Source organism: Streptomyces sp. NPDC005811 (assembly GCF_040630405.1).
Lineage (GTDB): Bacteria > Actinomycetota > Actinomycetes > Streptomycetales > Streptomycetaceae > Streptomyces.
In genome coordinates this window covers 109,836-130,752 of sequence record NZ_JBEXXK010000010.1, presented here as the reverse complement: position 1 = coordinate 130,752, position 20,917 = coordinate 109,836, and the positions used below count along the sequence as shown (strand labels likewise).

At 69.3% G+C, this 20,917-nt stretch carries 19 protein-coding genes; 6 read left to right on the top strand and 13 right to left on the bottom strand.

The window, feature by feature from the left end:
- Nucleotides 1-28 precede the first annotated feature (28 nt).
- Nucleotides 29-442: an IclR family transcriptional regulator gene (locus ABZ490_RS13400; protein WP_358988720.1), complete on the bottom strand. Its 414-nt coding sequence runs from the start codon at nucleotides 440-442 to the stop codon at nucleotides 29-31.
- Nucleotides 443-468: 26 nt separating this feature from the next.
- Here ABZ490_RS13400 and dhaM point away from each other — a divergent pair, with 26 nt between their 5' ends.
- Together dhaM and ABZ490_RS13390 are read left to right on the top strand one after the other, a co-directional pair.
- Complete coding sequence (gene dhaM, locus ABZ490_RS13395) at nucleotides 469-861, top strand: dihydroxyacetone kinase phosphoryl donor subunit DhaM (RefSeq protein WP_358988718.1); 393 nt, start codon at nucleotides 469-471, stop codon at nucleotides 859-861.
- Nucleotides 797-1,243, top strand: a complete 447-nt coding sequence (locus ABZ490_RS13390) for an HPr family phosphocarrier protein (RefSeq protein WP_358988715.1) — start codon at nucleotides 797-799, stop codon at nucleotides 1,241-1,243. Before dhaM ends, ABZ490_RS13390 begins: the two co-directional genes overlap by 65 nt.
- Here the strand turns inward: ABZ490_RS13390 and ABZ490_RS13385 are convergent.
- Nucleotides 1,155-2,219: an aminotransferase class I/II-fold pyridoxal phosphate-dependent enzyme gene (locus tag ABZ490_RS13385; protein ID WP_358988713.1), complete on the bottom strand. Its 1,065-nt coding sequence runs from the start codon at nucleotides 2,217-2,219 to the stop codon at nucleotides 1,155-1,157. The genes ABZ490_RS13390 and ABZ490_RS13385 overlap by 89 nt on opposite strands.
- A 179-nt stretch (nucleotides 2,220-2,398) precedes the next feature.
- Nucleotides 2,399-3,679: a phosphopyruvate hydratase gene (gene eno, locus ABZ490_RS13380; RefSeq protein WP_358988711.1), complete on the bottom strand. Its 1,281-nt coding sequence runs from the start codon at nucleotides 3,677-3,679 to the stop codon at nucleotides 2,399-2,401.
- A 213-nt stretch (nucleotides 3,680-3,892) separates the two neighbouring features.
- Between eno and clpX the strand changes: the two genes are divergently transcribed.
- Nucleotides 3,893-5,173, top strand: coding sequence for an ATP-dependent Clp protease ATP-binding subunit ClpX (gene clpX, locus ABZ490_RS13375; RefSeq protein ID WP_358988709.1), 1,281 nt, complete (start codon nucleotides 3,893-3,895; stop codon nucleotides 5,171-5,173).
- 315 nt (nucleotides 5,174-5,488) lie between these two features.
- On the opposite strand, the gene ABZ490_RS13370 is transcribed toward clpX, so the two are convergent.
- The 4 genes from ABZ490_RS13370 to asnB all read right to left on the bottom strand — a co-directional run bounded on the left by ABZ490_RS13370 (nucleotide 5,489) and on the right by asnB (nucleotide 9,591).
- Nucleotides 5,489-6,592 (bottom strand): diiron oxygenase, encoded by a 1,104-nt coding sequence (locus ABZ490_RS13370; protein ID WP_358988707.1) that lies wholly within the window; start codon nucleotides 6,590-6,592, stop codon nucleotides 5,489-5,491.
- A 46-nt stretch (nucleotides 6,593-6,638) separates the two neighbouring features.
- On the bottom strand, nucleotides 6,639-6,923 hold the full coding sequence (locus ABZ490_RS13365; protein WP_358988705.1) for a PqqD family protein: 285 nt from the start codon (nucleotides 6,921-6,923) through the stop codon (nucleotides 6,639-6,641).
- Nucleotides 6,923-7,096: a hypothetical protein gene (locus tag ABZ490_RS13360; protein WP_358988703.1), complete on the bottom strand. Its 174-nt coding sequence runs from the start codon at nucleotides 7,094-7,096 to the stop codon at nucleotides 6,923-6,925. The genes ABZ490_RS13365 and ABZ490_RS13360 overlap by 1 nt, the downstream gene beginning before the upstream one ends.
- A 296-nt stretch (nucleotides 7,097-7,392) precedes the next feature.
- Entirely contained in the window at nucleotides 7,393-9,591 is a 2,199-nt protein-coding gene (asnB, locus tag ABZ490_RS13355; protein WP_358988701.1) for an asparagine synthase (glutamine-hydrolyzing), read from the bottom strand.
- A 499-nt stretch (nucleotides 9,592-10,090) separates the two neighbouring features.
- Here asnB and ABZ490_RS13350 point away from each other — a divergent pair, with 499 nt between their 5' ends.
- The gene (locus ABZ490_RS13350) at nucleotides 10,091-11,911 is read left to right on the top strand and encodes a M28 family peptidase (RefSeq protein ID WP_358988699.1); all 1,821 of its coding nucleotides are present in this window, start codon (nucleotides 10,091-10,093) and stop codon (nucleotides 11,909-11,911) included.
- A 37-nt stretch (nucleotides 11,912-11,948) separates the two neighbouring features.
- Here ABZ490_RS13350 and ABZ490_RS13345 read toward each other — a convergent pair whose 3' ends face one another.
- The 6 genes from ABZ490_RS13345 to ABZ490_RS13320 all read right to left on the bottom strand — a co-directional run bounded on the left by ABZ490_RS13345 (nucleotide 11,949) and on the right by ABZ490_RS13320 (nucleotide 18,508).
- Nucleotides 11,949-13,376 (bottom strand): amidase, encoded by a 1,428-nt coding sequence (locus ABZ490_RS13345; RefSeq protein WP_358988697.1) that lies wholly within the window; start codon nucleotides 13,374-13,376, stop codon nucleotides 11,949-11,951.
- The gene (locus tag ABZ490_RS13340) at nucleotides 13,373-13,582 is read right to left on the bottom strand and encodes a hypothetical protein (protein ID WP_358988695.1); all 210 of its coding nucleotides are present in this window, start codon (nucleotides 13,580-13,582) and stop codon (nucleotides 13,373-13,375) included. The genes ABZ490_RS13345 and ABZ490_RS13340 overlap by 4 nt, the downstream gene beginning before the upstream one ends.
- Nucleotides 13,579-14,886 (bottom strand): LLM class flavin-dependent oxidoreductase, encoded by a 1,308-nt coding sequence (locus tag ABZ490_RS13335; RefSeq protein WP_358988693.1) that lies wholly within the window; start codon nucleotides 14,884-14,886, stop codon nucleotides 13,579-13,581. Before ABZ490_RS13335 ends, ABZ490_RS13340 begins: the two co-directional genes overlap by 4 nt.
- 14 nt (nucleotides 14,887-14,900) lie before the next feature.
- Nucleotides 14,901-16,934 carry an FAD/NAD(P)-binding protein gene (locus ABZ490_RS13330; protein WP_358988691.1) on the bottom strand — a complete coding sequence of 678 codons (2,034 nt, stop codon included), beginning with the start codon at nucleotides 16,932-16,934 and terminating at the stop codon, nucleotides 14,901-14,903.
- Nucleotides 16,935-16,954: 20 nt separating this feature from the next.
- On the bottom strand, nucleotides 16,955-18,187 hold the full coding sequence (locus ABZ490_RS13325; RefSeq protein WP_358988689.1) for a hypothetical protein: 1,233 nt from the start codon (nucleotides 18,185-18,187) through the stop codon (nucleotides 16,955-16,957).
- A gap of 108 nt (nucleotides 18,188-18,295) precedes the next feature.
- Nucleotides 18,296-18,508, bottom strand: coding sequence for a hypothetical protein (locus ABZ490_RS13320; protein ID WP_358988687.1), 213 nt, complete (start codon nucleotides 18,506-18,508; stop codon nucleotides 18,296-18,298).
- Nucleotides 18,509-18,877: 369 nt separating this feature from the next.
- Between ABZ490_RS13320 and ABZ490_RS13315 the strand changes: the two genes are divergently transcribed.
- Complete coding sequence (locus ABZ490_RS13315) at nucleotides 18,878-19,831, top strand: nucleoside-diphosphate kinase (RefSeq protein ID WP_358988685.1); 954 nt, start codon at nucleotides 18,878-18,880, stop codon at nucleotides 19,829-19,831.
- A 104-nt stretch (nucleotides 19,832-19,935) separates the two neighbouring features.
- Complete coding sequence (locus tag ABZ490_RS13310; protein ID WP_358988683.1) at nucleotides 19,936-20,916, top strand: hypothetical protein; 981 nt, start codon at nucleotides 19,936-19,938, stop codon at nucleotides 20,914-20,916.
- Nucleotide 20,917 lies beyond the last annotated feature (1 nt).

The window sequence follows — 20,917 nt, the reverse complement described above, 5'->3', positions numbered from 1 at the left end:
TTGGAACAACAGAACCCCTCGACAAGGTTCATCGTCCCAGCTCAGAAGGCACTTTCGCGTTCCAGACCACCAACTGGCCCCGCCTCAACCGAAAAGGCGAGGCTAGGACGCCGACCCAGACCGCCTCGCCGGTGCGGGACCCCAGCAGGTTGGAGCAGGTCACGGCCCGGGTGCGCAGCTCGTGTGTGTCCAGGTAGGCGTTGCCGAAGGTGACCAGGGCGGGGCCCAGCCGGTACTTGCCGGACTCGGGGTCCTGGGTCACGAGCCCGTCCGACTGCAGCGTTCGTAGCAGTCCGTGAACGGCCGACTTGGAGATGCCGATGCGCTCGGCGAGCTCGGTGAGACCCAGCCGGGGAGCGGCTCCTGTGAGCTCCTGAAGGATGCACACGGAGCGTTTGACCGACTGGACCACGGCTTCCCCTTGGTCGGCATTGCTGAACATCGTTCTGGTAGATAATCCACTCGCTCATGAACCAGGCCGTCGGTGTGGTACTGCTGTCACACAGCGAAGAGCTCGCCTCGGGGGCCGCCGAACTGGTCGCCCAGATCGGAGCCGTGAACGTGCCCGTGGCTGTCGCGGGGGGCGACGCCAAGGGAGGGCTCGGGACGAGCTACCACCGGATCCAGGAGGCCCTCGAGGCGGCGGACCGGGGTGTCGGTCTCGTTGTTCCGCCGGACCTGGGCAGCGCCGTGCTGATGACCCGTACCGTTCTGGAGGACCACCCGCACCATGACGCCGTCATCGTCGACGCGCCCTTCGTCGAGGGCGCCATCGCGGCCGCAGTCGCCGCAGCCGGTGGTGCCGATCTGGCCACCGTGCTCGCGAGCGCCGAGAAGGCCCGGAGTGTACGCAAGTTCTGACTCCGCCCCGGGCTGCCGGGTCTGTGTCGTCCTGCCGGAGGACCTGCACGCCCGCCCGGCGGGCCGCATCGCCACGACCACCCCACGCTTCACCAGCACGGTCCGCATCGGGTACGAGGGCTGCTCGGCCGCCGCCACCAGTGTCCTGGCCCTCATGGCCCTGGGACCAGGGCGGGTTCGCCCGTCCACCTCGTCACCGAGGGGCCCGACGCGACGGAGGCCACGACAGCCCTTTCGGAGATCCCCACGGCGGGAGCGGTGGCCAACGGGCCGGTGGGCGACGGCCGTTCGGCTCACCTCTCCTTGCGACCGTCCAGACGGTTGCGGAGGTTGTGCAGCCTGTCCTTGCGCAGGGGGACGCTCATGCGGCCCACCTCGGTGAGCGCGCAAGTGGCCGCCGACCACACCGGCTGGACCTTGGCCTGCACACCGCGTTCCCTGAGCAGTTCGACGGCCCGTCGCGGCTGGTTGGGGAAGAGGACGTAGGGGAGCCCGGTCGCCGCCGTGACCGGAGCCGGCAGGCCCGCCTCGGCAAGCAGGTCACGCACATACGGCTTGGCCCGCGCGATCCCAGCCCGCAGCGCTGAGGTCACGTCGCCCAGTCCCAGGACGCGGCGGCCGATGCGTAGCGACAGGGAGGACGTGCCCAGCGGGGATACCACGGCGCGCACCAGGTCGGTCGCGGTGGGGGAGGACACGCAGTACCCGAGGCGCACTCCGCCGAGGCCGTAGGCCTTGGACAGCCCGCGCACCACGATCAGATTGGGCACCTCGGGGGCAAGGTTCGCGGCACTGAAGTCCGGCGGCAGGTAGTTGGCGTTCGACTCATCGACCAGCACCACCGCCCCTCGCTCAGCCGCTCCGGTGCACAGGTCGCGCACCGCGTCCAGGTGGGCGAACCGCTCGTCGCGGAGCGCGGGCCGCTCCAGAACCAGCAGGTCCCCGCGCGGCCCCGAACCGTACGGCACGCAGCGGCCCTTGGCCCGGGTCACCCAGTGCGGATAGTCGGGATAGACGTCGGTCACCACCTCCACCGTGCCGCCCGCCGCCAGCAGGCTCAGCCCGTGCAGCAGCGGTCCGACGCCAGCGCCGCAGGTCACCGACGCCGCCCAGCCTGGCCGTCCGAAGAACTCCGCGGCCACGGGGCCGAGTACGGCTTCGCCGTAGGGGTCCTTGACCAGATAGTCGCCGACGTACGGCAGTTCCTCGGCCACCTCGGCGGCCAGTTCGGCGGAGACCGTCGCCATAACGTCGACCGACAGCAGGTCCCGCTCGTCCTGTGTCCAGGCGAGATTGAGCAGGTCCGAGCCGTCGGACAGGTCGTGTAGCTTCTCGTAGGAGCCGATGGCGAGGGACACGGCGTCGCCTTCCTGTGCACGGGACGGGGCGTGAGCGGCGGTCGGGAGGCCGCGGGACGGACGCAGGGCGGGGCGCATGGGCACCCCGCCCTGGTGGACCACCGGCGACCCCGCGACAGCGGTGCGGGAAGTCCGACGGCGTGCCGCGGGGTGCCGTAGGACCCCGCGGCGGCCGGGCGTCAGCGCACGGAGAGTGCGGTGCGGCCGGCGTACTGGGCCTGGGAGCCCAGTTCTTCCTCGATGCGGATGAGCTGGTTGTACTTGGCGGTACGGTCCGAGCGGGACAGCGAACCGGTCTTGATCTGACCGCAGCCGGTCGCCACCGCCAGGTCGGCGATGGTGGTGTCCTCGGTCTCCCCGGAGCGGTGCGACATCACGACCGTGTAGCCGGCCTTGTGCGCGGTGTCCACGGTGGTCAGTGTCTCCGTCAGCGAACCGATCTGGTTGACCTTCACCAGGATGGAGTTGGCGTAGCTGCCTTCGATGCCCTCGCGCAGCCGGTCGGCGCTGGTGACGAACACGTCGTCACCGGTGAGCTGGATCTTGCCGCCCAGCTCCCGGGTGACCTGCTTCCAGCCCTCGATGTCGTCCTCCGCCATCGCGTCCTCGATGGACGCGATCGGATAGCGGGCCACCAGACCGGCGAGGTAGGCGATGTGCTCCTCCACCGACCGCTTGACGCCTTCGCCGGCATAGTCGTACACCCCGTTCCGGTAGAACTCCGACGTCGCCGGGTCCATCACCAGGGTGATGTCCTCGCCCGGCGTGTACCCGGACTTCTCGATCGCGTCCACGATGAACTGCAACGCCTCGTCCGCGGTGCTCAGCGCCGGCGCGAAACCGCCCTCGTCGCCCACCCCGGTGGAATGCCCCGCGTCGGAGAGCGACTTGCGCAGGGTGTGGAAGACCTCCGAGCCGATCCGGACGGCGTCGAAGACGTTCTCCGCGCCGATCGGCGCGATCATGAACTCCTGGAAATCCAGCGCGTTGTTGGCGTGTGCCCCGCCGTTGATGATGTTCATCATCGGCACCGGCAGCAGCCGGGCCCCGGCCCCGCCGACGTAGCGGTAGAGCGGCACCCGGTGCGTGGTCGCCGCCGCCTTCGCGACCGCCAGCGACACGCCCAGGATCGCGTTGGCGCCCAGTCGGCCCTTGTTCGTCGTCCCGTCCAGACCGATCATGATCTCGTCGATCAGGGCCTGGTCCTCGGCGTCCTTGCCGACCAGTGCCTCCGCCAGCACGCCATTGACCGCCTCGACGGCCTTGCGGACTCCCTTGCCGTGGAACCGTCCGCCGTCACCGTCCCGCAGCTCCACGGCCTCGTGCGCACCGGTCGAGGCACCCGATGGCACCGCAGCACGGCCCAGTGAACCGTCCTCCAGAGCGACATCGACCTCGACGGTCGGGTTGCCCCGACTGTCGATGATTTCGCGGGCAACAATTCGGGATACCGCAGTCATGTGACTCCCTGAACACATTGATTCAATGGCCTTCATCCTGCCAGAGTTGCAGGATCGACGCGACATGCGTCTCGCCATGCAAAGTCCGTGCCCCCGTGTTCGGTTGAGCGGGGCGATACTCAATTGATCCGCGCTGCTGACAAGTTCGGTGCGAGTTAACCAGGAGTTCGGCACATCCGAGGATTTCACCAACCGTTCGGAGAGGTTCACCAAATGGCGGTCGCAGGGCCTCATGGCTCCCAACTCATCTGTTCCTTCTGCGAGAAGAGACAAGACGAAGTCTTGAACATTGTCTCGGGCCCGGGCGTGCACATCTGTGACGGGTGTGTCGACCTGTGCGCCGAGGTCGTATCCGAAGCGAGGAAAGGAGAGAGGGTGGCGGGGCTTGCCGGAGGCCTTCCGAAGCCACGTGAGATAAGGGCATTTCTGGACACCTATGTAGTGGGTCAGGAACGCGCCAAGCGGTCCCTTTCCGTCGCCGTGTACAACCATTACAAGCGGGTGCGCTCCGGCGCGCCCACGGACGACGAGGTCGAACTCGCCAAGTCCAACATCCTGCTGTTGGGACCTACCGGCTCTGGTAAAACGCTGCTCACCCAGACCCTGGCCCGCATCCTCGACGTTCCCTTCGCCATCGCCGACGCCACCGGGCTCACCGAGGCGGGGTACATGGGGGAGGACGTGGATGCGATGCTGCTGAAGCTGATCCAGGCGGCCGACCACGATCCGCGTAAGGCGGAGACCGGCATCGTATACATCGACGAGATCGACAAGATCGCCCGCCGGGGCGAGGGGCAGGCTGTCTCGCGTGATGTCTCCGGCGAGGGTGTGCAGCAGTCGCTGCTGAAGGTGCTCGAGGGCTCGGTGGTCACGGTGTCACCGTCGAACCGGGGCACCGGGGCGGTCGTCGGCAGCCGCAGCCGCACCGCCCAGGAGGGCATTCAGATCGATACGTCGAACATCCTCTTCATAGTCGGCGGTGCCTTCGCGGGCCTGGAGAAGATCATCGAGGCGCGGACGGGAGCGAAGGGCATCGGCTTCGGCGGCAGCGTGCGCTCCCGTCAGGAGGTTGCGACGGACAATCTGTTCGACCGGGTCACTCCCGAGGACCTGGTGAAGTTCGGCATGATCCCCGAGCTGATCGGTCGGCTTCCCATGATCACCTCGGTGGCGCAGTTGGACCGAGAGGCCCTGCTGCGGATCCTGACCGAGCCCAGGAACGCGCTAGTGCGCCAGTACCGCAGGCTATTCCAACTGGATGGTGTAGAACTGGACTTCGAGGCCGCCGCCCTGGAGGCGGTGGCCGACCAGGCGATCAGCCGCGGCACAGGCGCCCGGGGTCTGCGCGCCATCCTCGACGAGGCGCTGATCTCGGTGATGTACGACGTGCCGTCCCTGGAGGATGTGGTCCGGGTGACCGTCACCGAACGAACCGTCCTCAAGGGCGAGGAACCCCTCCTGGCCTGCAGGGACGGGTCACTTCTGGCGGGCTGAGCCATCAGGTCCGCATGCGCAGGACGGGCGGGACCGGGAAGCCGCACCCGGGCCCGCCCGTCGTTCGGGGGGTGTTCCCCGCACATCGGGTCGGCGTGCGCCGGGGGCGATGCCGCAAGCCGGTGCGGGTCGGGAGCTGGCATGCTGTCGAGTGGTGTGGCCGGGCGGTCCTCGTGGTGTCGTAGGCTGCGATGGTGGTCGTGTCGGCACCAGGGTGTCGGGCGGTGTGGGCCGTTCTAGCCGGATTGTGTGGCGGGACGGTGGCTCGGCCGGGGGCAGGTTGTCTCTCGGGCCCGTGGCGAGGGTTGGCGTGCGTCAGTCCAGGAGGCAGTGCGCCGCCAGTGCGGCCCGGGCCATCGGGTCGTCGAAGGCGCCGAGTTCGTGGAAATAGCGGCGAGTCTGCTGCGAGGTCGCGCGGAAGTGGGCGCCGAGCACCTTCGGTGTGTACACCTCGGCGAGGACCTGTTCGGCGTCGTCCTTGGACAGCCCGTATCCGGTCAGCTCCTCGCGCAGCGCGTCGAGGTCCGGACGCAGAAAGGCGTCCATCAGCCGCGGCACGAGCCGGCTCGCGGTGCGCCGCTCCGCCGGATCGAGCTCCGCCCACAGCCGCTGCAGGAAGTGGGCGAAGTAGGCGTGGTGGCGGCCCTCGTCGAGGGCGTGGTCACGGATCGTCCCGGTGACGGCCGAGGCCACCTCGTCCCGCTGTGGCAGTTCGGCGAGGCTCGCGGAGATCAGAGTCTCCGAGACGATCACGAAGAGCAATTCGGCGAGCGGCCGGTCGGCCGTCGGCAACTCGTCGAGAATCTCCTGGAGCCGGCGCAGGAAGAACGGTTCGTCGGGCAGCCGCGGCGCGATGCCGGTCGCGTGCCGCACCTGCATGGCGAGGTCTGCGGAGAACAGGGTGTGGTACGCCTCGTCGCAGTACATCTTGAATGCGTCGAGGCGCATCTCGTCGGGCACGGAGACCCCGACCGAGCCGCGCGCGATGCCGAGCACGGTGCGATTGACGACCAGGTACTCCAGCTTCGCTGTGAAGTCTAGGTACCGGTAAAGATGCTGGACCAGCACCTCTTGGAACCGCTCCGCAGGCAGCGCGCGGACCAGTGGATGCCGGGTGACCGGCACTAGGTCCGGCGGGAACAGCCGCAGCCCCGCCGACCCATCCTCGGCGACGAGCAGCCGACGGGGTGCGCTGCGTACGCTGGAGCGCTCGTACCATGTGCGGAACGGGCTGCGGTAGGTCGGGAGTCCAGCCACACCGGCGCCCGGCTCCAGGGCCGAAGGCTCCGAGGGATCGGGTGATGCGGTCTGCTCCTCCTGCCCCGCCGGATCCGTGCCGGGCCCGGGGCCCTGCAACAGCCGACGGGGACAGTACATCAGCGCCGAGCAGCCGACGAACATCCCTACGGTGCCGCACATGCTGACCCTCTCTCCCGGACCGACCGGCAGTACGGTGCGTTCCGCGTCACGCGACGATCTCCACGACACCGTGCGCGAACAACTGGGCGACGAAGTCGACCGTGTCGCCCGTCGCCTCGTCGGTCGGCACCTCGTACTCCTCGGCCAGCTCAGCTGCGATCTCGCGCAGCGTAGAAGTGCCGTTGATCCGCCGGAAGATGGCCTGCGCGACCTCGTCGAGCTCCAGTGCCTGGTCCTGTACGGCGATGTAGAGCTTGCCCCGGTACTTGCGTGCGCGGGCCTCCGTTCGACGCTGCAGCACGCTGCCGGGCGTCAACTCCAGTTCCCCCATCAGTGAATCTCCACCTCGATCGATAGGTCTTTGCACTGCTGCACGGTTCGGGTCACCCAGGCTCCGGGTTCCTCCGGGTCGAAGTCGCCCATGGTTTCGGTCGCCCAGTAGGTCTCGTACGGCAGTTGCCGGGGCCGCACCTCGCGGAAGCGCCGGGCGCGACACTTGGGCATGCGCGAGCCGTACGCGCCGTGGCTCTCCTGTAATGCGTCCACCACATGCCCGAAGGCCCTGCGCGCCGACAGCTGCGCTGTCGAGGTTGTCGGCGGCGAGTTGGCCCAGCGCGTCCTCGACCGACGAGTCCGCCTCGGTGAGCGACCGGGTCGTCACGAACGCCCGAAGCACGGTCCTGGCCAGCGTCGGCTGTCCAGCGCCTCCAAACGGTCCAGGAGGGTGGTGCGGGTCATGGACTGCTTCCAGGGTCCGTGCAGCAGAGTGGCGTACGCCTTCTCCACCGGGCCGGGGCCCGTCACTCCGTGGTGGCGGCCGGTGACAGCAGCCCTATCTCCAGTGCCTCGGCGACCAGCGGTGCGACGCCGGCGGCTGGGACTCCGAGACCCGTGACGAGGTCGCCGTACGGCTGTTTGCCGTCGAACGCGTGCAGCAGCCGCAGCCAGTCGGGGTTCTCCAACTCGTCGAGGACGTACTCGATGCCGCCGTCGACCGCGAGGTACCAGACGGTCGGCTCGTCGGCGGAGTGCAGCAGTAGGACGTTCTCCGCGAGCCGCAGCACCTCCTCGTCGGGGACCTCGGGGCGGCGCACCACACGGGCCTCGACGGACTCGCGCTCGGCGTCCCAGTCCGTTACGGGTACGCTCTGCGGAATCGGCGCCTTGACGGTGTCCACGAGCGGGATCGGCAGATCGGCCGTCATCCGCTCCAGCAGCCCGAGGTTGACCACGCGCAGCAGTAGCTCCACATGACCGGCGGACGGGTCGCTCTCCAGGCGGCGCAGCTGCGCCCGTAAGGCGTCGGCGTCCAGGTATTGGCGGGCGGCGTCGGAGTCGAGGGCTTCCTCCAGCAGCCGGTCGCCGTCCTGGGCCAGCATCCGCAGGAAGGTGCGGTACGTGTGGTGCTCTCCATCGCCGTAGAAGAACGGGCCCTTGGGGCGGTTCACCATCTCGGGCGGCAGGATGCCGACCATCGCGCGGCGCAGGATCTGCTTGTCCCATACCAGGCTCGCCCGCAGGTCCTCGGGCACGGCCGCCACGAGCTCGATCAGCCGATGGTCGAGGAAGGGCACCCGGGCCTCGATGCCGTTGCCGGCGGCGGTGCGGTCCTCGTGCCAGCAGTTGTAGAGCTGGACGTCACGGTACTTCCAGCGGAACAGCGCGGCGTATGGGTCCCTCGCCGGTCCGCCGGTCGCCTCGCGCAGATAGCGGGCGCTGACCGGGGAGGGGCCCGCGGTGTCCCACCAGGCGCCGAGGTCGGGGCGCAGGGCGCGGTCCCGGGCGATGCCGAGGCTGTCGACGTTGCGGACGAAGTCGGGCCATTCGCCGCCGCCCGCGATGGTCTTGGAGTAGCCGCCGTTGAACTCGTCGGCGCCGCCGCCCAGCAGCATCGCCTTGATTTCGGGGGCATGGGAGCCGACATAGCGGTACATCTCGTACTTGTAGAACGTCTCCGGACCGGCGAGCGGAGTCTCCAGCAGCCACAGGTGCCGCTTCCACTCCTCGACGGACGGGGTGTGCGCGCTGTCCAGCAGGACCTGGTGGTTCGCCAGGCCCAGCGCGGCCGCGATGGAGTGGGCGGACTCCGCGTCGCCGTTGGCGAGGGTGCTGCCGTTGAGCGCGGTGAAGGTTCGCGGTTTAACGCCGGCGAGCGCGGCCACGGCCGCGGAGTCGATGCCGCCGCTGAGGAACAGGCCGATCTCGACATCGGCCATCTGGCACTCCTCGACGCTCTGGGCGAGGTAACGGCCATAGTCGGCGACGAGCTGGGTCTCGGACGCGGCCGAGTCGCCCTCGTAGGCGGGGAAGTCCCAGTAACGATGCGTAGAGGTGGAGCCGTTCTTGAGGTTGACGGTGACGATCGAGGCCGCAGGGGCGAGTTCGATGCCCTTGAACCAGGAGTGGGCCGGGCTGTCGTCCGTCACCGGCGCCATACTGAGCATCTGGTCGCGCAGCGCGGCGTCCCAGTTGAGCTCGCGAGGGCAGGCCGAGTCCTGGAAGAGCGCCTTGATCTCGGAGGCGAAGACGATCCGCTCCCGGTCCAGGTGGTAGAAGAGCGGCTTGATACCGAACCTGTCACGGGCGAGGATGAGCCGGTCGTGGTCACGGTCCCAGAGCACCAGGGAGAACATGCCGCGCACCTGGTCCAGGAAGCGCAGACCATCGCGGCGGTAGAGGTGGAGAAGGACCTCGCAGTCGGAGCGGGTCCGCAGCCGGGTGCCCTCGGGCAGCGTGGCCGCCAGTTCACGGTGGTTGTAGATCTCGCCGTTGGCGATCAGGACCAGCGCCCCGTCGTCCGTCGCGAGCGGCTGGGCGCCGCCCTCCGGGTCGACCAGTGAGAGCCGGACGAAGCCGAGGCCCAGCGGGCCGGAGCGGAAGTACGTTTCGTCGTCGGGGCCGCGATGCGCCACGACCCGTGCCATCCGGCGGAGCAGCGCGTCCGCGCCCTCACCCACGGGACGGCCGTCGACCCGAGCCATGCCGGACAGGCCACACATAGAACTACCTCGCTCGCTGCGGAGACTGGATTCACGGAGGATGCGGTGCGGGGCCGCGCCCGGTCGGTGCCGGGCGCGGCGGACCGCGGTCCGAGCGGGGCTCAGACGACGGACTTGAGGACGGTGCCGGAGGTGATCTCCTTGGCAGCCGGCTTGGTGTACTTGCGCATCACATTCACCTCCCCATGAAAATCGAGAATGCCGATTTACGGAAATGTCGCAGTCGTGCATTCATTGGTTCCGACAATGGAAAGGAAACAGCCGGGCCGTCGGCCCCGTCAAGGTCCACATGAGACAGCTCAACCTTCAACTGTCGCAGGCAAGTTGACGTCTTCGCAGGTCGGCTCCGTGCGTCGGGGGCGAAGTGGAGCGGATAGGGCGCCACGACGGATGACGACATGAGACAGATTCGCCATTGCCACGCCAGTGCGAGGCTCTGTATAGCTGTCTGTATAGCCGAGCGCGTCGGAGTCGAGTCGATATTTCGGGGTGGTTTTCCATGGGTGATTCACTGGTTGCGCAGTTGCTCGGCCTCCTGCGGATCGACGACGTCATGGACCAGGTCGTCCGTGTGAGCGCCTTCGACCGCTACCAGGGGTCGCGCGGTTTGGAGGAGGCAGCGCGGACCGTCGCCGAGGCGGCAGTCGCGGCGGGCCTCCACGACGTCGGCGTGCGGCACTTCACCGCTGACGGCAGACGCCAGTGGTGGACGTTCCGGGCACCCGTCTCCTGGACGCCGCTGACCGCACGCCTCACCGTGTTTGCCGGTCCCGGCCCGCACGCGCCCGAAGTGCTGCGCGTCGACCACGCCGAACAGCCCTTCACCGTGGCGACCTACTCCGCCGCCACACCCGCCGGCGGCGTGGTCGCCCGTCTCGTGCCGGTCGCCGGAGGCGACCCGGTCGGCCCGGAGATGGCCGGCGCCGTCGCCCTGGTGGACCGGCACGCCTTTGTTCGGGGCTCCCTGCTGCAGGAGCTGACCGCGGCGGGCGCGCTGGGCCTCGTCACTGACGCGCCGGCGAAGGGCACCGGGCCGTTTGCACAGGTGGGCCGTATCGAACTCCCGCCCGACAGCGTGCTGTTCGGCTTCAGCGTCACCCCGGCGATGTTCCACGCGGCCCGTGCGGCCGTCGGCCGGGGCGCGACGGCACGGGCCGAGGTCACAGTGGACCGGACGGCCGGCATGCCGGTGGTCAGCGGGGTGCTCCCCGGCGACGAGACGGTGGGCGAGATATGGCTGACAGCACATCTGTGCCATCCGCGCCCCGGCTCCAACGACAACGCCTCCGGGGTGGCCGCCCTGCTCGGCGTCGCCGCGACCCTTTCACATGCGCGGCGGGCGCACGCCCGGTACCGGACGCGGCGTCCGATCCGGTTCTTTTGGGGCGCGGAGTTCCTGGGCAACGCGGCCGTCCTGCACCAGCGTTCCCAGCCGGGGGGCGGTGGGCTGCCGCATGCGCTGATCAACCTCGACATGGTCGGCGAGGACCAAGCCCTGTGCCGTTCGCCGTTCGTCGTCGAGCGACCTCCCGAGACCACCCCCACGTTGCTCGGGCCGCTCGCCGAGCACGTGGTCGAGCAGGTCTTCGCGGCCACCGCTGACCACCCTGGCACATGGGGCCCGTCACCCTTTCTCGGCTTCTCCGACCACGCGCTGTACGCCGACCCCTCGGTGGACCGTCCGGCCGTGCAGTTCTGCCATCCCGCGGACCGTTTCAACCACTCAGCGGGCGACTCTCCTGACAAGGTCTCCGAGGTGGAGATGGCCCGCTCCACTGTCGCCGGCGCCGCGCTGGCCCACGTGTTGGCCTCCGACGGACCGGACCCGGCCACGCGGTCTGCGGTCGTGGAGCGCTGGTGCCGGCGCGAGGACGGGGCCGTGGCCGCCCTGAGGCGCGGTGCCGACGCCCCGGCCGGGTGGGTGAGCGGTCTCGCCGATCATGTGACCCGCCAGGGCGCCGCGCTGCGCGCTCTCGCGGCCGGGGCGTCCGTGGCCGAGGCCCGGAACTTGTGCGAGGCCGGCCGTGCGCCATCCCCTGACGGCCGCCGCGTGCACCGCCGCTGGGACGGTCCCCTGAACCTGCGGGCGATGCTCGGCGAACTGCCGCCCCCCACCAGAACGCTCCTCGCCAGCATGATCGCCGAAGACAAACACCATCTGTCGGTCCTGTTCAACCTGGCCATCCGGGCAGGCGGCCGACACGATCGCGCCCGCTTGGTCGCGGACACCTCCTACGCCCTGCGCCGCCCCCTCGACCCGCACACCACGACCCGCCTCTTCGATGCGCTGCTGGAGTCCGGGTGGCTGGCGGAGGAGTGAGTCCCGGCAGCCACCCACAGCCCGCGGAGTGTGTTTGTCAGCCGAGCCGTTCGAAGCCCGTAGGTCTCCATTTCGCATGCCCGGTGATCTCCTCGACCGCCTCCCCCACCCGCAGGACCGTCACCTCGTCGAACGGGCGCCCCGCGATCTGCAGGCCGAGGGGCAGACCGCTGCCGGACAGGCCGGCGGGGACGGCGAGCGCCGGGTGACCGGTGACGTTGAACGGGATGGTCTGCATCGCGGTGAGTTCGCGCGGCGGAGGCCAGTCGGCCGGGAAGGCGTCCAGCCGGGGCGCGGGGGCCAGTCCGGTCGCCGTCACCAGCACGTCATACCGGTCGAAGACCGTGCGCTGCATGGCGTCCGCCAGTTCCTGACGCAATCGGAACGCCTGCACCAGGTCGGCCGCACTCAGCCCGGCCGCAGGGGCTATCCGCTGGTAGGTGTATCGCCCGTACGCGCCGGGCCGCCGCTTCAGCTCGGCCTCGTGGATCGCGTACGCCTCCGCAGCCATGATGACCCTCCCGCACGCGTTGAACCGCCGGTACGGCGGCAGTTCCACCTCCTCGACCACGGCGCCGCGCTTTCTGAGTCCGGCCAGCACCCGCTCGATCGCCGCTGTCACCTCCGGCGAGGTCGCCGGGTCGTCCCGGAACCAGCCGGGAGAGCAGGCGATGCGCAAACCCGCCACGCCCTGTCCGAGCCCCGCCGTCAGATCGGGCACCGGACGGTGGACGCTGCTCGGATCGAGGGGATCGTGGCCGGCCACCACCTGGGTGGCGAGCGCGGTGTCCCGCACGGTCCAGCCGAGCGGGCCGATGTGGTCCAGCGCATACGACAGCGGGAACGCACCCCGCCGCGAGACCAGCCCGTACGTCGGCTTGAGGCCGACCGTCCCGCAGTGGCAGGCCGGCCCGCGCACCGAGCCGCTGGTGTCTGAGCCGATCGCGATCCGGACCAGCCCCGCAGCCACGGCCGCGCCTGCCCCGGAGGAGGATGCGCCTGTGAAGTGATCGGGATGCCAGGGGTTGCGGGCTGGCGGGAAGGGGAGTTCCGGACTCGGACCGCCGAGCGCGAACTCGTGGGTGGCCAGCTTGCCGACCAGCACCGCGCCGCCCGCCCGCAGCCGCGACTCGACCTCGGCGTCCTCGTCCGGCACATGCTCGGCCATCAGCCACGAATGGCTGGTGGTGCGGATACCGCGCGTGTCGAAGATGTCCTTCAGCGCGTAGGGGATGCCGTGCAGGGGCCCCCGGTCGAGGCCGGACGCCAACTCGTGGTCGGCGCGGTCCGCGTCCTTGAGCGCGCGCTCCTGAGTTACTGTCACGAACGCGTGCAGGACCGGATTCAGTGCCGCGATCCGCTCCAGCGTGTACTCGGTCAATCCGGTCGAGGTCAGGCTGCCCGAGCGGAGCAGCGCACCGGCCTCGGCGACGGACAGCTCGTGCAGCGGGCCCGGCTCAGTCATCCCCCGCTCTCCTTGGGCATCCGGTACACGGCCGACGGCTCACTGCTCACCGGTCGGTCGGCGGAGCGCAACAGACCGATTAGCGCGCTGAGTTCGGCGTACGAGGCGATTGCCCCGGCCCGCCACCCGGTCGGCACTGGTACCCCGGCACGTGCCATCATCAGGTCGAACTCCGCCGCGAGGGGCTGCTTGTTCGGCCCGGTCATCGGCCCGGCCTCGCCAGCCCGAGGTGGTCGCGCAGCGTCGTGCCGGTGTACTCCGAGCGGAACAGCCCGCGCCGACGCAGCTCGGGCACCACTAGGTCGACGAAGTCGTCCAGACCGCCGGGCAGATAGGGGGGCATCACGATGAAACCGTCGACCGCTCCGCTCGTGAACCAGTCCGCCAGATCGTCGGCGACCGACTCGGGCGTGCCCACGACCTGCCGGTGCCCCCGGGATCCGGCCACCCGCCTGTACAGCTGCCGGACGGTGAGGTTCTCCTCCGCGGCCATCCGTACCAGCAGATCGCGACGCGACCGGCCGGAGTTGGACACCGGAATCTCCGGCAGCGGCCCGTCCAGGTCGCAGTCGCTGAGATCGACATGGCCCAGCTCGCTGGAGAGCAGCCCGATTCCTACCAGCGGGTCGATCAGGTCCTGCAACCGCTCCACCCGCTCCTCCGCCTCGGCCCGCGTACGGCCCACGAAGGGGAAGACACCAGCCAGGACCTGCACGGACTCGGGATCGCGGCCGAGTTTCTTCGCTCGCGCCCGCACGTCCTGCGTGAAGGTCAGCGCCTGCTCCCGGGAGTGTTGCGCCGTGAACACCACGTCGGCGGTGGCGGCGGCCAGATCGCGGCCGACGTCCGAGGAGCCGGCCTGCAGCGTCACGGGATGCCCCTGTGGGGAGCGCGGCATGTTGAGCGGTCCGCGCACCGAGAAGTGCTCCCCGCGGTGGTCGAGCGGTCGCACCCCGTCGGGGTCGAAGAACAGCCCGGCTCCCTTGTCCCGCACCCAGGCGTCGTCGCTCCAGGTGTCCCACAGCCCCTTGACCACCTTGGCGAACTCCTGTGCCCTGGTGTATCGGGCGTCGTGTTCCGGATGTTCGCGCAGGCCGAAGTTGTAGGCCTCGTACGGGTTCTGCGACGTGACCAGGTTCCAGCCCGCCCGTCCCCGGCTGATGTGGTCCAGCGAGGCGAGCATCCGGGCAGAGTGGTACGGCTCGTTGTACGTGGCGGAGACCGTGGCCGTGAGCCCGATCCGCTCCGTGACGGCGGCCAGCGCACCGAGCAGGGTGAGCGGCTCGAACTGGGCCACGTACCGGATCGCGGTGCGGCTGAGCTCCGCGGTGTCGTCACCGCGCATGGCCGAACTGTCGGGCAGGAACACGAAGTCGAGCCTGCCGCGTTCCGCGGTGCGCGCCAACTCGGTGTAGTGCGCGATGTCCACGCCGGCCCCGGCCGGTACATCGGGGTGACGCCACGCCGCGACGTGGTAGCCGGTCGGATAGAGGAAGGCTCCGAGTCGCATGTGGGAATGCCCTGTCAACGCGTCTTCCGTTCTTCGGAGTTCGATGGTGCGGCGTTCTTCGGACACGGCATGCGCCGCGCTGCCTCCTCGGCCCAGTCCGCGGCTACGGCGAGGACCGAACTGTTGGAGTGGGGCCGGGCGGCACTCTGCTGGAAGACCCGCAGCCCCTCGGCGGGAGCGCCGAGGAAGGTGAGCCGCGGTTCGCTGGAGCCGTCCGGGAGCACGGGGTGAAAACGGTCGGTGAGATCCAGCGCTCCGGGCACGAAGTCCTCGGCGCCGACCGGGCCGAGGTTGCGCCACAGCCGTACCAGACCGCCGTCGAGCAGCGAGCGGTACAGCGGCAGCACGTCGCGCTGCGGATCGAAGGGATGCACCCGGCCCTCGACCACTGTCTCGACCGTCCGTACGACACCGGTGCGGCCGCCCGTCACGGTGAACGCTGCGGCGCCCTCGCCCACTGGACGCACCGTCGGCTCCGGCCCGACCGACAGGTCGAGGAGCCCGGTGTCCAGCAACGCCAACACCTTGCGCATCGGCTCCAGGCCAGCGCCGTTAGAGAGCCGGTTGTAGTGGCGCAGATGGGTGCGGACGAAGCGGCGGTGGGAGTCGGGGGTCAGACCGCCGAAGTCCACGGCCTCGCCGAACACGGCGCGCAGATCGCGCCAGACGCCGTCGCAGGCCGCCTTGACCGCGTTGCGCAGGTTGCCCTCCAGGGCGTCGCGATGGTCCTGGCGCAGATGGGCGGCGGTCCGCCGGGCCCAGTCGGCGCCGTCGTCACCACGTCGGGCCGAGCCGGCCGGCAGCGGGTCGAGCAGCGCACGCCAGTCGAACCCGCCGTCCGGGTCCGTGTCGCCGAGCGGCGCCTCAAGGGCCCGGACCAGTGCGTCGGCGCCCTCCTCGCCCCACGGCCCGTGCCCCGCCAGGAAGTTCTGGTACGCCTCGGCCACCGCATCGCCCAGCGGACGTACGGCGGTGTCGCCCCGCAAAGTGCGGTGGTGGACCCACGCCATCTCCAGGCAGACCAGCGGCACCAGGTGCCGATCGAAGTCGAGTGGTCGGCGCCCGTCCGGCAGTGCCACCCCGACCCGGGAGCGCAGGGCGCGCACCGCGTCCACCGTGAAGAAGACCCCGGTGTGCTCCAGCCGGGCCGGGGCGGCCACCTTGCCGTTCAGCGGCCGGCCCGAGACGGGCACCCCACTGGGGCTGACCGCGATGATCACGGAGGGCTCGCGGCCAGCCGACACATAGCGCAGCCCGTGGGGTGCCGCGCCCGGGTCGGGCACGAAGGTGCCACCGCGCCCCTCGGTCAGTTGCAGGCAGACGTCGATGGCGGTGAGCCCGAGTCCGCGTACCGCCACTGGCCGGTCGGGCCGTACTGCCCGTTCGTCGAGGCGCTCCGCCAAGGGATATGGCGTCGACACATACCCCTGATGAGCCGCGAGTTGTTCCTCCTCGCTGCCCGGGGCGGGCGTGTTCCAGGAGTGGCCCGTGACGAACAGGATCTCGTCGGCGAGGAGTTCGCCGCCGTCGGCGGAGCGCAGCCGGAAGCGGCGGGCGTCCGCGGGTGCCGTGGCGCCAGCGCGGGTGACGTCCGTGACCTCGGTGCCGCGCAGTTCGACCGTGACCCCCGGAACGCTCCGGAGCCGGTCGGCGTAGCCCAGGAACAGCTCGCGCAGGGCCAGGCCGTGGACGTAGCGCCTGGGCACGTCGTGCGGGCGCAGATCGAAGTCGGGGTGGCCGGTGCGGGCGTGGCGCTCGGCGCACCACTCCTGGAAGGTGGGCCGCAGCTGGCGGGGCAGCAGCTTGCGGGGCGGGTCGCTCGACTCGTCAGGGGCGAAGGCGATCTGCCCAGCCACCCGGTTGAGGTAGCCGGTGGGCGGCTGTGCGTCGCTGTGCACCTCACCCGCGCCGGCCCGGCCGCCCCGCTCGAAGACCACGATCCGGACCGGGCCGGCCGGGGGAGCGTCGGGCAGCACGGCTGCCAGGTGCGCCAGGGCGTAGGTGCTCATGGGGCCGCCACCGACCACGACGACACAGTGGGTGGTCATCTCAGTTGCCCCCCGCTCCGTCAGCCCGCGGTCGGCTGCGCGCCACTGAGCATCTTCTGGAAGCGGCGCAGCAGCGGGAAGGGCACTGTCCGCTCGACGTGGAAGCCGAGCTGCTCGTTGTATGTGTACTCGACCGGGTCCTTCTGGCTGAGCTGGGACAGACCGCGGGCGACCTGTTCCAGATAGCCGGGGAACTGCGACTGCATGGCGTACACCACGCTGTAATAGAGGTTGCGGCCAAGCGAGAAGCACGGGTAGCGGGCGTCGTAGTTCTCCAGCGAGAACTTTGGGAAGCAGCCGTCGATGATGCGCTTCGGGCACAGCCACAGCGGCAGCACGAGCGTCGTCTCGCCGATCTGCCGCTTCGGGAAGGCGGCTGGCTTCAGGCCCGTGGTGACCCGGAAGAGGTTCTCGCAGACGATGTCCTCGAGATTCACGCCGGTGGCGATGTACGGCGTGCCGATGTCCTGGGCGGCCTTGGAGAGCGCGAGACGGATCAGCAGCGTGCCGAGGAACTCGAAGTCGTCGCCCTGGAATTCACGTTCGAATCGGTCGATGAGATCGACGGAGTCGGCCGGAATTCCCAGCAGCTGCTTCACCTCTTCGGCCTCGATCACGGTCAGTTCGAGGCCGTACTTCTCACACAGTATCTGGGCACGCGGCACGCCGGCGTCCCAGTCCGGAATGCCTTTGAGGATCACTGGGTGGACGGTGACGCCGTGATCGGACAGCTGACTGAGGCCGTACAGCAGGGCGTTGCTGTCACCGCCGCCGCTGACGCCGACCACTAGGTCCGCGCCCGCCGGCACGTTCGCGCGGATGGTGTCGCCGACCCGGTCGGCGATGATCTGGCGGCATTCCTCGGGACTCAGCTTCTTCAGGAACGACTCGGCCAGGCCAGTCTCGTTGTCGAGCCGCTGGTAGACGTACTCGGTCGCTTCCTCGCCCGGGTGGTCGCTGTCGATCGTCTTGAAGTCGTCGATCGAGAAATTGAATGGATTCACATTGCGGTTGAAGTAGAGCAGGATTTCGGACGCGTCCTCGAACTCGGCCAGAGTACGGTCGAGTGAGGGCGAAAGGCGAGGATCCCCGCCGGATTCCGGAACGATATAAGCCGCGACCGCGGACCACGGAACACGGTTTCGATTGAGGATGTCGATAAGGCGCTCATCCGCAGCGCCACTCAGCGGCTGGCGCCCGTGCGAGGTCACAACTGAAACCGTGGGAAGTGCTTGGGGCGAAGAGTCGGTCATGACCTTTTCCTATCCAGCATCGAAGGCGAGCGATGACGAGTGAGGTACATGCTGACGAAATGCGCCGGGTGGGCCGTCGTCCAAACGGCGGTCCACCCGGCGTTTCAATTACTGCGCGCCGGTCTCGCAGCTCGCGCCGGTGATGACCTCGAGGCCGTGCTTCGAGGCCGGCACGAAGGAACCGGCGGCGCGGAAGGCCTCCAGCTCACGGATGCCCAGGACGGCGCGCTCGGCGGCAACACTGGAAGGAATGAGCTCGACGACCTCATTCTTCAGGTTGAAGTTGCCGCTCTGCACAGCGGTGGAAACAGCTTCACGCATGTAGGCCACCCTCCTTGATGTGTCTGACGGGAGGAATTTCCCGCAGTCCGGAGATTAGCTGGACGTCGGTCGAATCCGTCAAGGTCGGCATTAGGTACCTGACTGAGAAATGAACTCGAAATTTTTTACCCAGGGCGACCTTGACAGAACTTGAGTCCCGCACGGGAACTGAAACGGCGTCCATATTGGTCTTGAATGTCCATTCCTTCGTAGTGTGCGGCGCCGATACTCGACCGAACTTGTCTCGCCTGGAGGAGGTGCAGTGAGCCATTCCCAAATCGCGTCTCACGTGATTCGGTCCGAAAATGCGGAGCTGCTAGCATCCGAGCGACTACGACACCGCGCACCGTTACGGGGGGGGAAGGTTCGATGGCAACGCTCGACTGGTCGACGCTGACCCGCAGCCAGACCAAAAGCGATCTCTACGCCCGCGAGACCTACTTTCGCGAGGGCCTGAGCGACGCGGAGGAGGTGCTCGGCGCCGAGGCACTCGCCACCGTACTGCTGGACACGGCCCTGCTGATGGTCAAACCGGACGGGCTGGCTGCGGGCGTGCTGCCCCCCGTCCTGGAATACCTGACCGAGCACGGATTCACCCCGGCCGCAGTACGCGAGTTCCGCTTCCAGCCCTTCCACTGGCGGGAGTTGTGGCGCTACCAGCTCACCTCGGCCACGCTCGACCGGCTCGCCGTCAACGAGCTGTTGCTGGGGGTCGGCCCCGCCCTGTTCCTGCTGCTACGGGGGGGACCGGGGCACCGGCTCCCGGGAGCGGTAAGGCTGTCCACGCTCAAGGGCTCCGCCACCCTGGAGGCCCAGAAGCCCGGCACCCTGCGCAGCCTCCTCGGCCAGCCGAACCGCGTGCTCAGCTATGTGCACGTCGCCGACGAACCGGCGGACCTGCTGCGCGAACTGGGCCTGCTCTTCGACGCGTCCGTCCGCCGCGAACTTCTCGAGAGCCTGCGGGGTGACACCCTCTCCTCCCGCGACAAGGACGCCCTCGACGCCGCACTGGAGCGCTTCGCCGCCCCCACCCGCTCCCTGGCGCCGACCGACGCGTTGCGCCGAGTGGCCGAGGCGGTGGACCGGGCCGAGCCCGGCCCGGCTGCCGAGTCGGCACGGCTACGGCTCGACCGGATGGCGCGGGGCGAGCGGGTCGAATGGCGCCCGTTCATGGCGGACCTCGCCACGGCGGGCGTCCGTCCCGACCGCTGGGATCTCGCGGTGCTGGGAACATATTTCATCGTCTACGACGAGCCGGGATACCCCAAGACGCTCACGAATCCCGACTCGGAGTGGTGGACGGCAGACACGCAGCTTCGCTAACCGCTGTTCCTGCACTGCGGTTCGTGGAGAGCCGGGAAGTCCACGGAGAGTCGGACGCTCGTAGACAGCCGGGCGTTCGTAGAGAGCCGGAAGAGAGAGACCGCATGACCAGCGCACCCGTTGCACGCGACAGCCGGATGCCGGGCGAGGACCTGTGGCCCGCCCTGACCGTCTCGGCCACCAAGACGGAACTCTTTGCCGAGGATCTCTACTTCCGCGAATGCTGGGCGGACGCGCTCGACGTCTTCGGTGCGCCCGCCGCGGCAGGTGCGCTCGCTCCCCTCGGCCTGCTGAGCTTCAAGTGCGACGGTATGGCGGCCCGCCGCGCCGACCGCACCCTGCGCTACCTCGCCGACCAGGGGTTCAGCATCCTCGGAAGCTCCCGAATCCGGCACAACCGGCACTCGATGCGCGAGCTGTGGCGCTACAACTGGCACGTCTACACGACCGACCGGCTCGCCCTGATGACGCTGATGCACAGTGTCAGCGAGTCGCTGCTGCTGATCGTCCGCGACGACCGGTTCGACTCCGAGGTGCCCGGCTCGGTCAGGCTGGCCGACCTCAAAGGCTCAGCCGATCCCGAAGCGCGCGGCCCCGAGCATCTCCGCACGGTGCTCGACCCGCCCAACAAGATCATCAACTTCGTCCATGTGGCCGACGAGCCCGCCGACATCGTCCGTGAGGTCGGCATCTTCCTGGACCGGCCCGAGCGCCGCGCCCTGCTCGCCGAGGTACGGCAGGCCGATGTGGAGCGGGCCACGCGGCAGGCCTTCGAGGAGGCGGCCCGGCTGGAGGCCGAGGTCCCGGCGAGTGACTTCGACTTGGACGCCGCGCTTAAGCGGGCCGAGGCGGTGACCGAAGCGGACGTCCTTGCCCGGATCCGCTTCGCTGTCTCAGGTGGTGCCCGGCTGACCTGGAACGAACTGCGCACCCTCCTCGACCCGGCGGATACGGCCATCGGCATCTGGGACTTCGTCAGGATCGCCACGGAGGTCCTGGACGCCGACCGCCCAGCCTCGGCCGACCTGCTGCCCCCGAGCTCGGCCGCCGAGTGGCGGGCGGCGGGCAGCCAGCTGACCCGCTAGG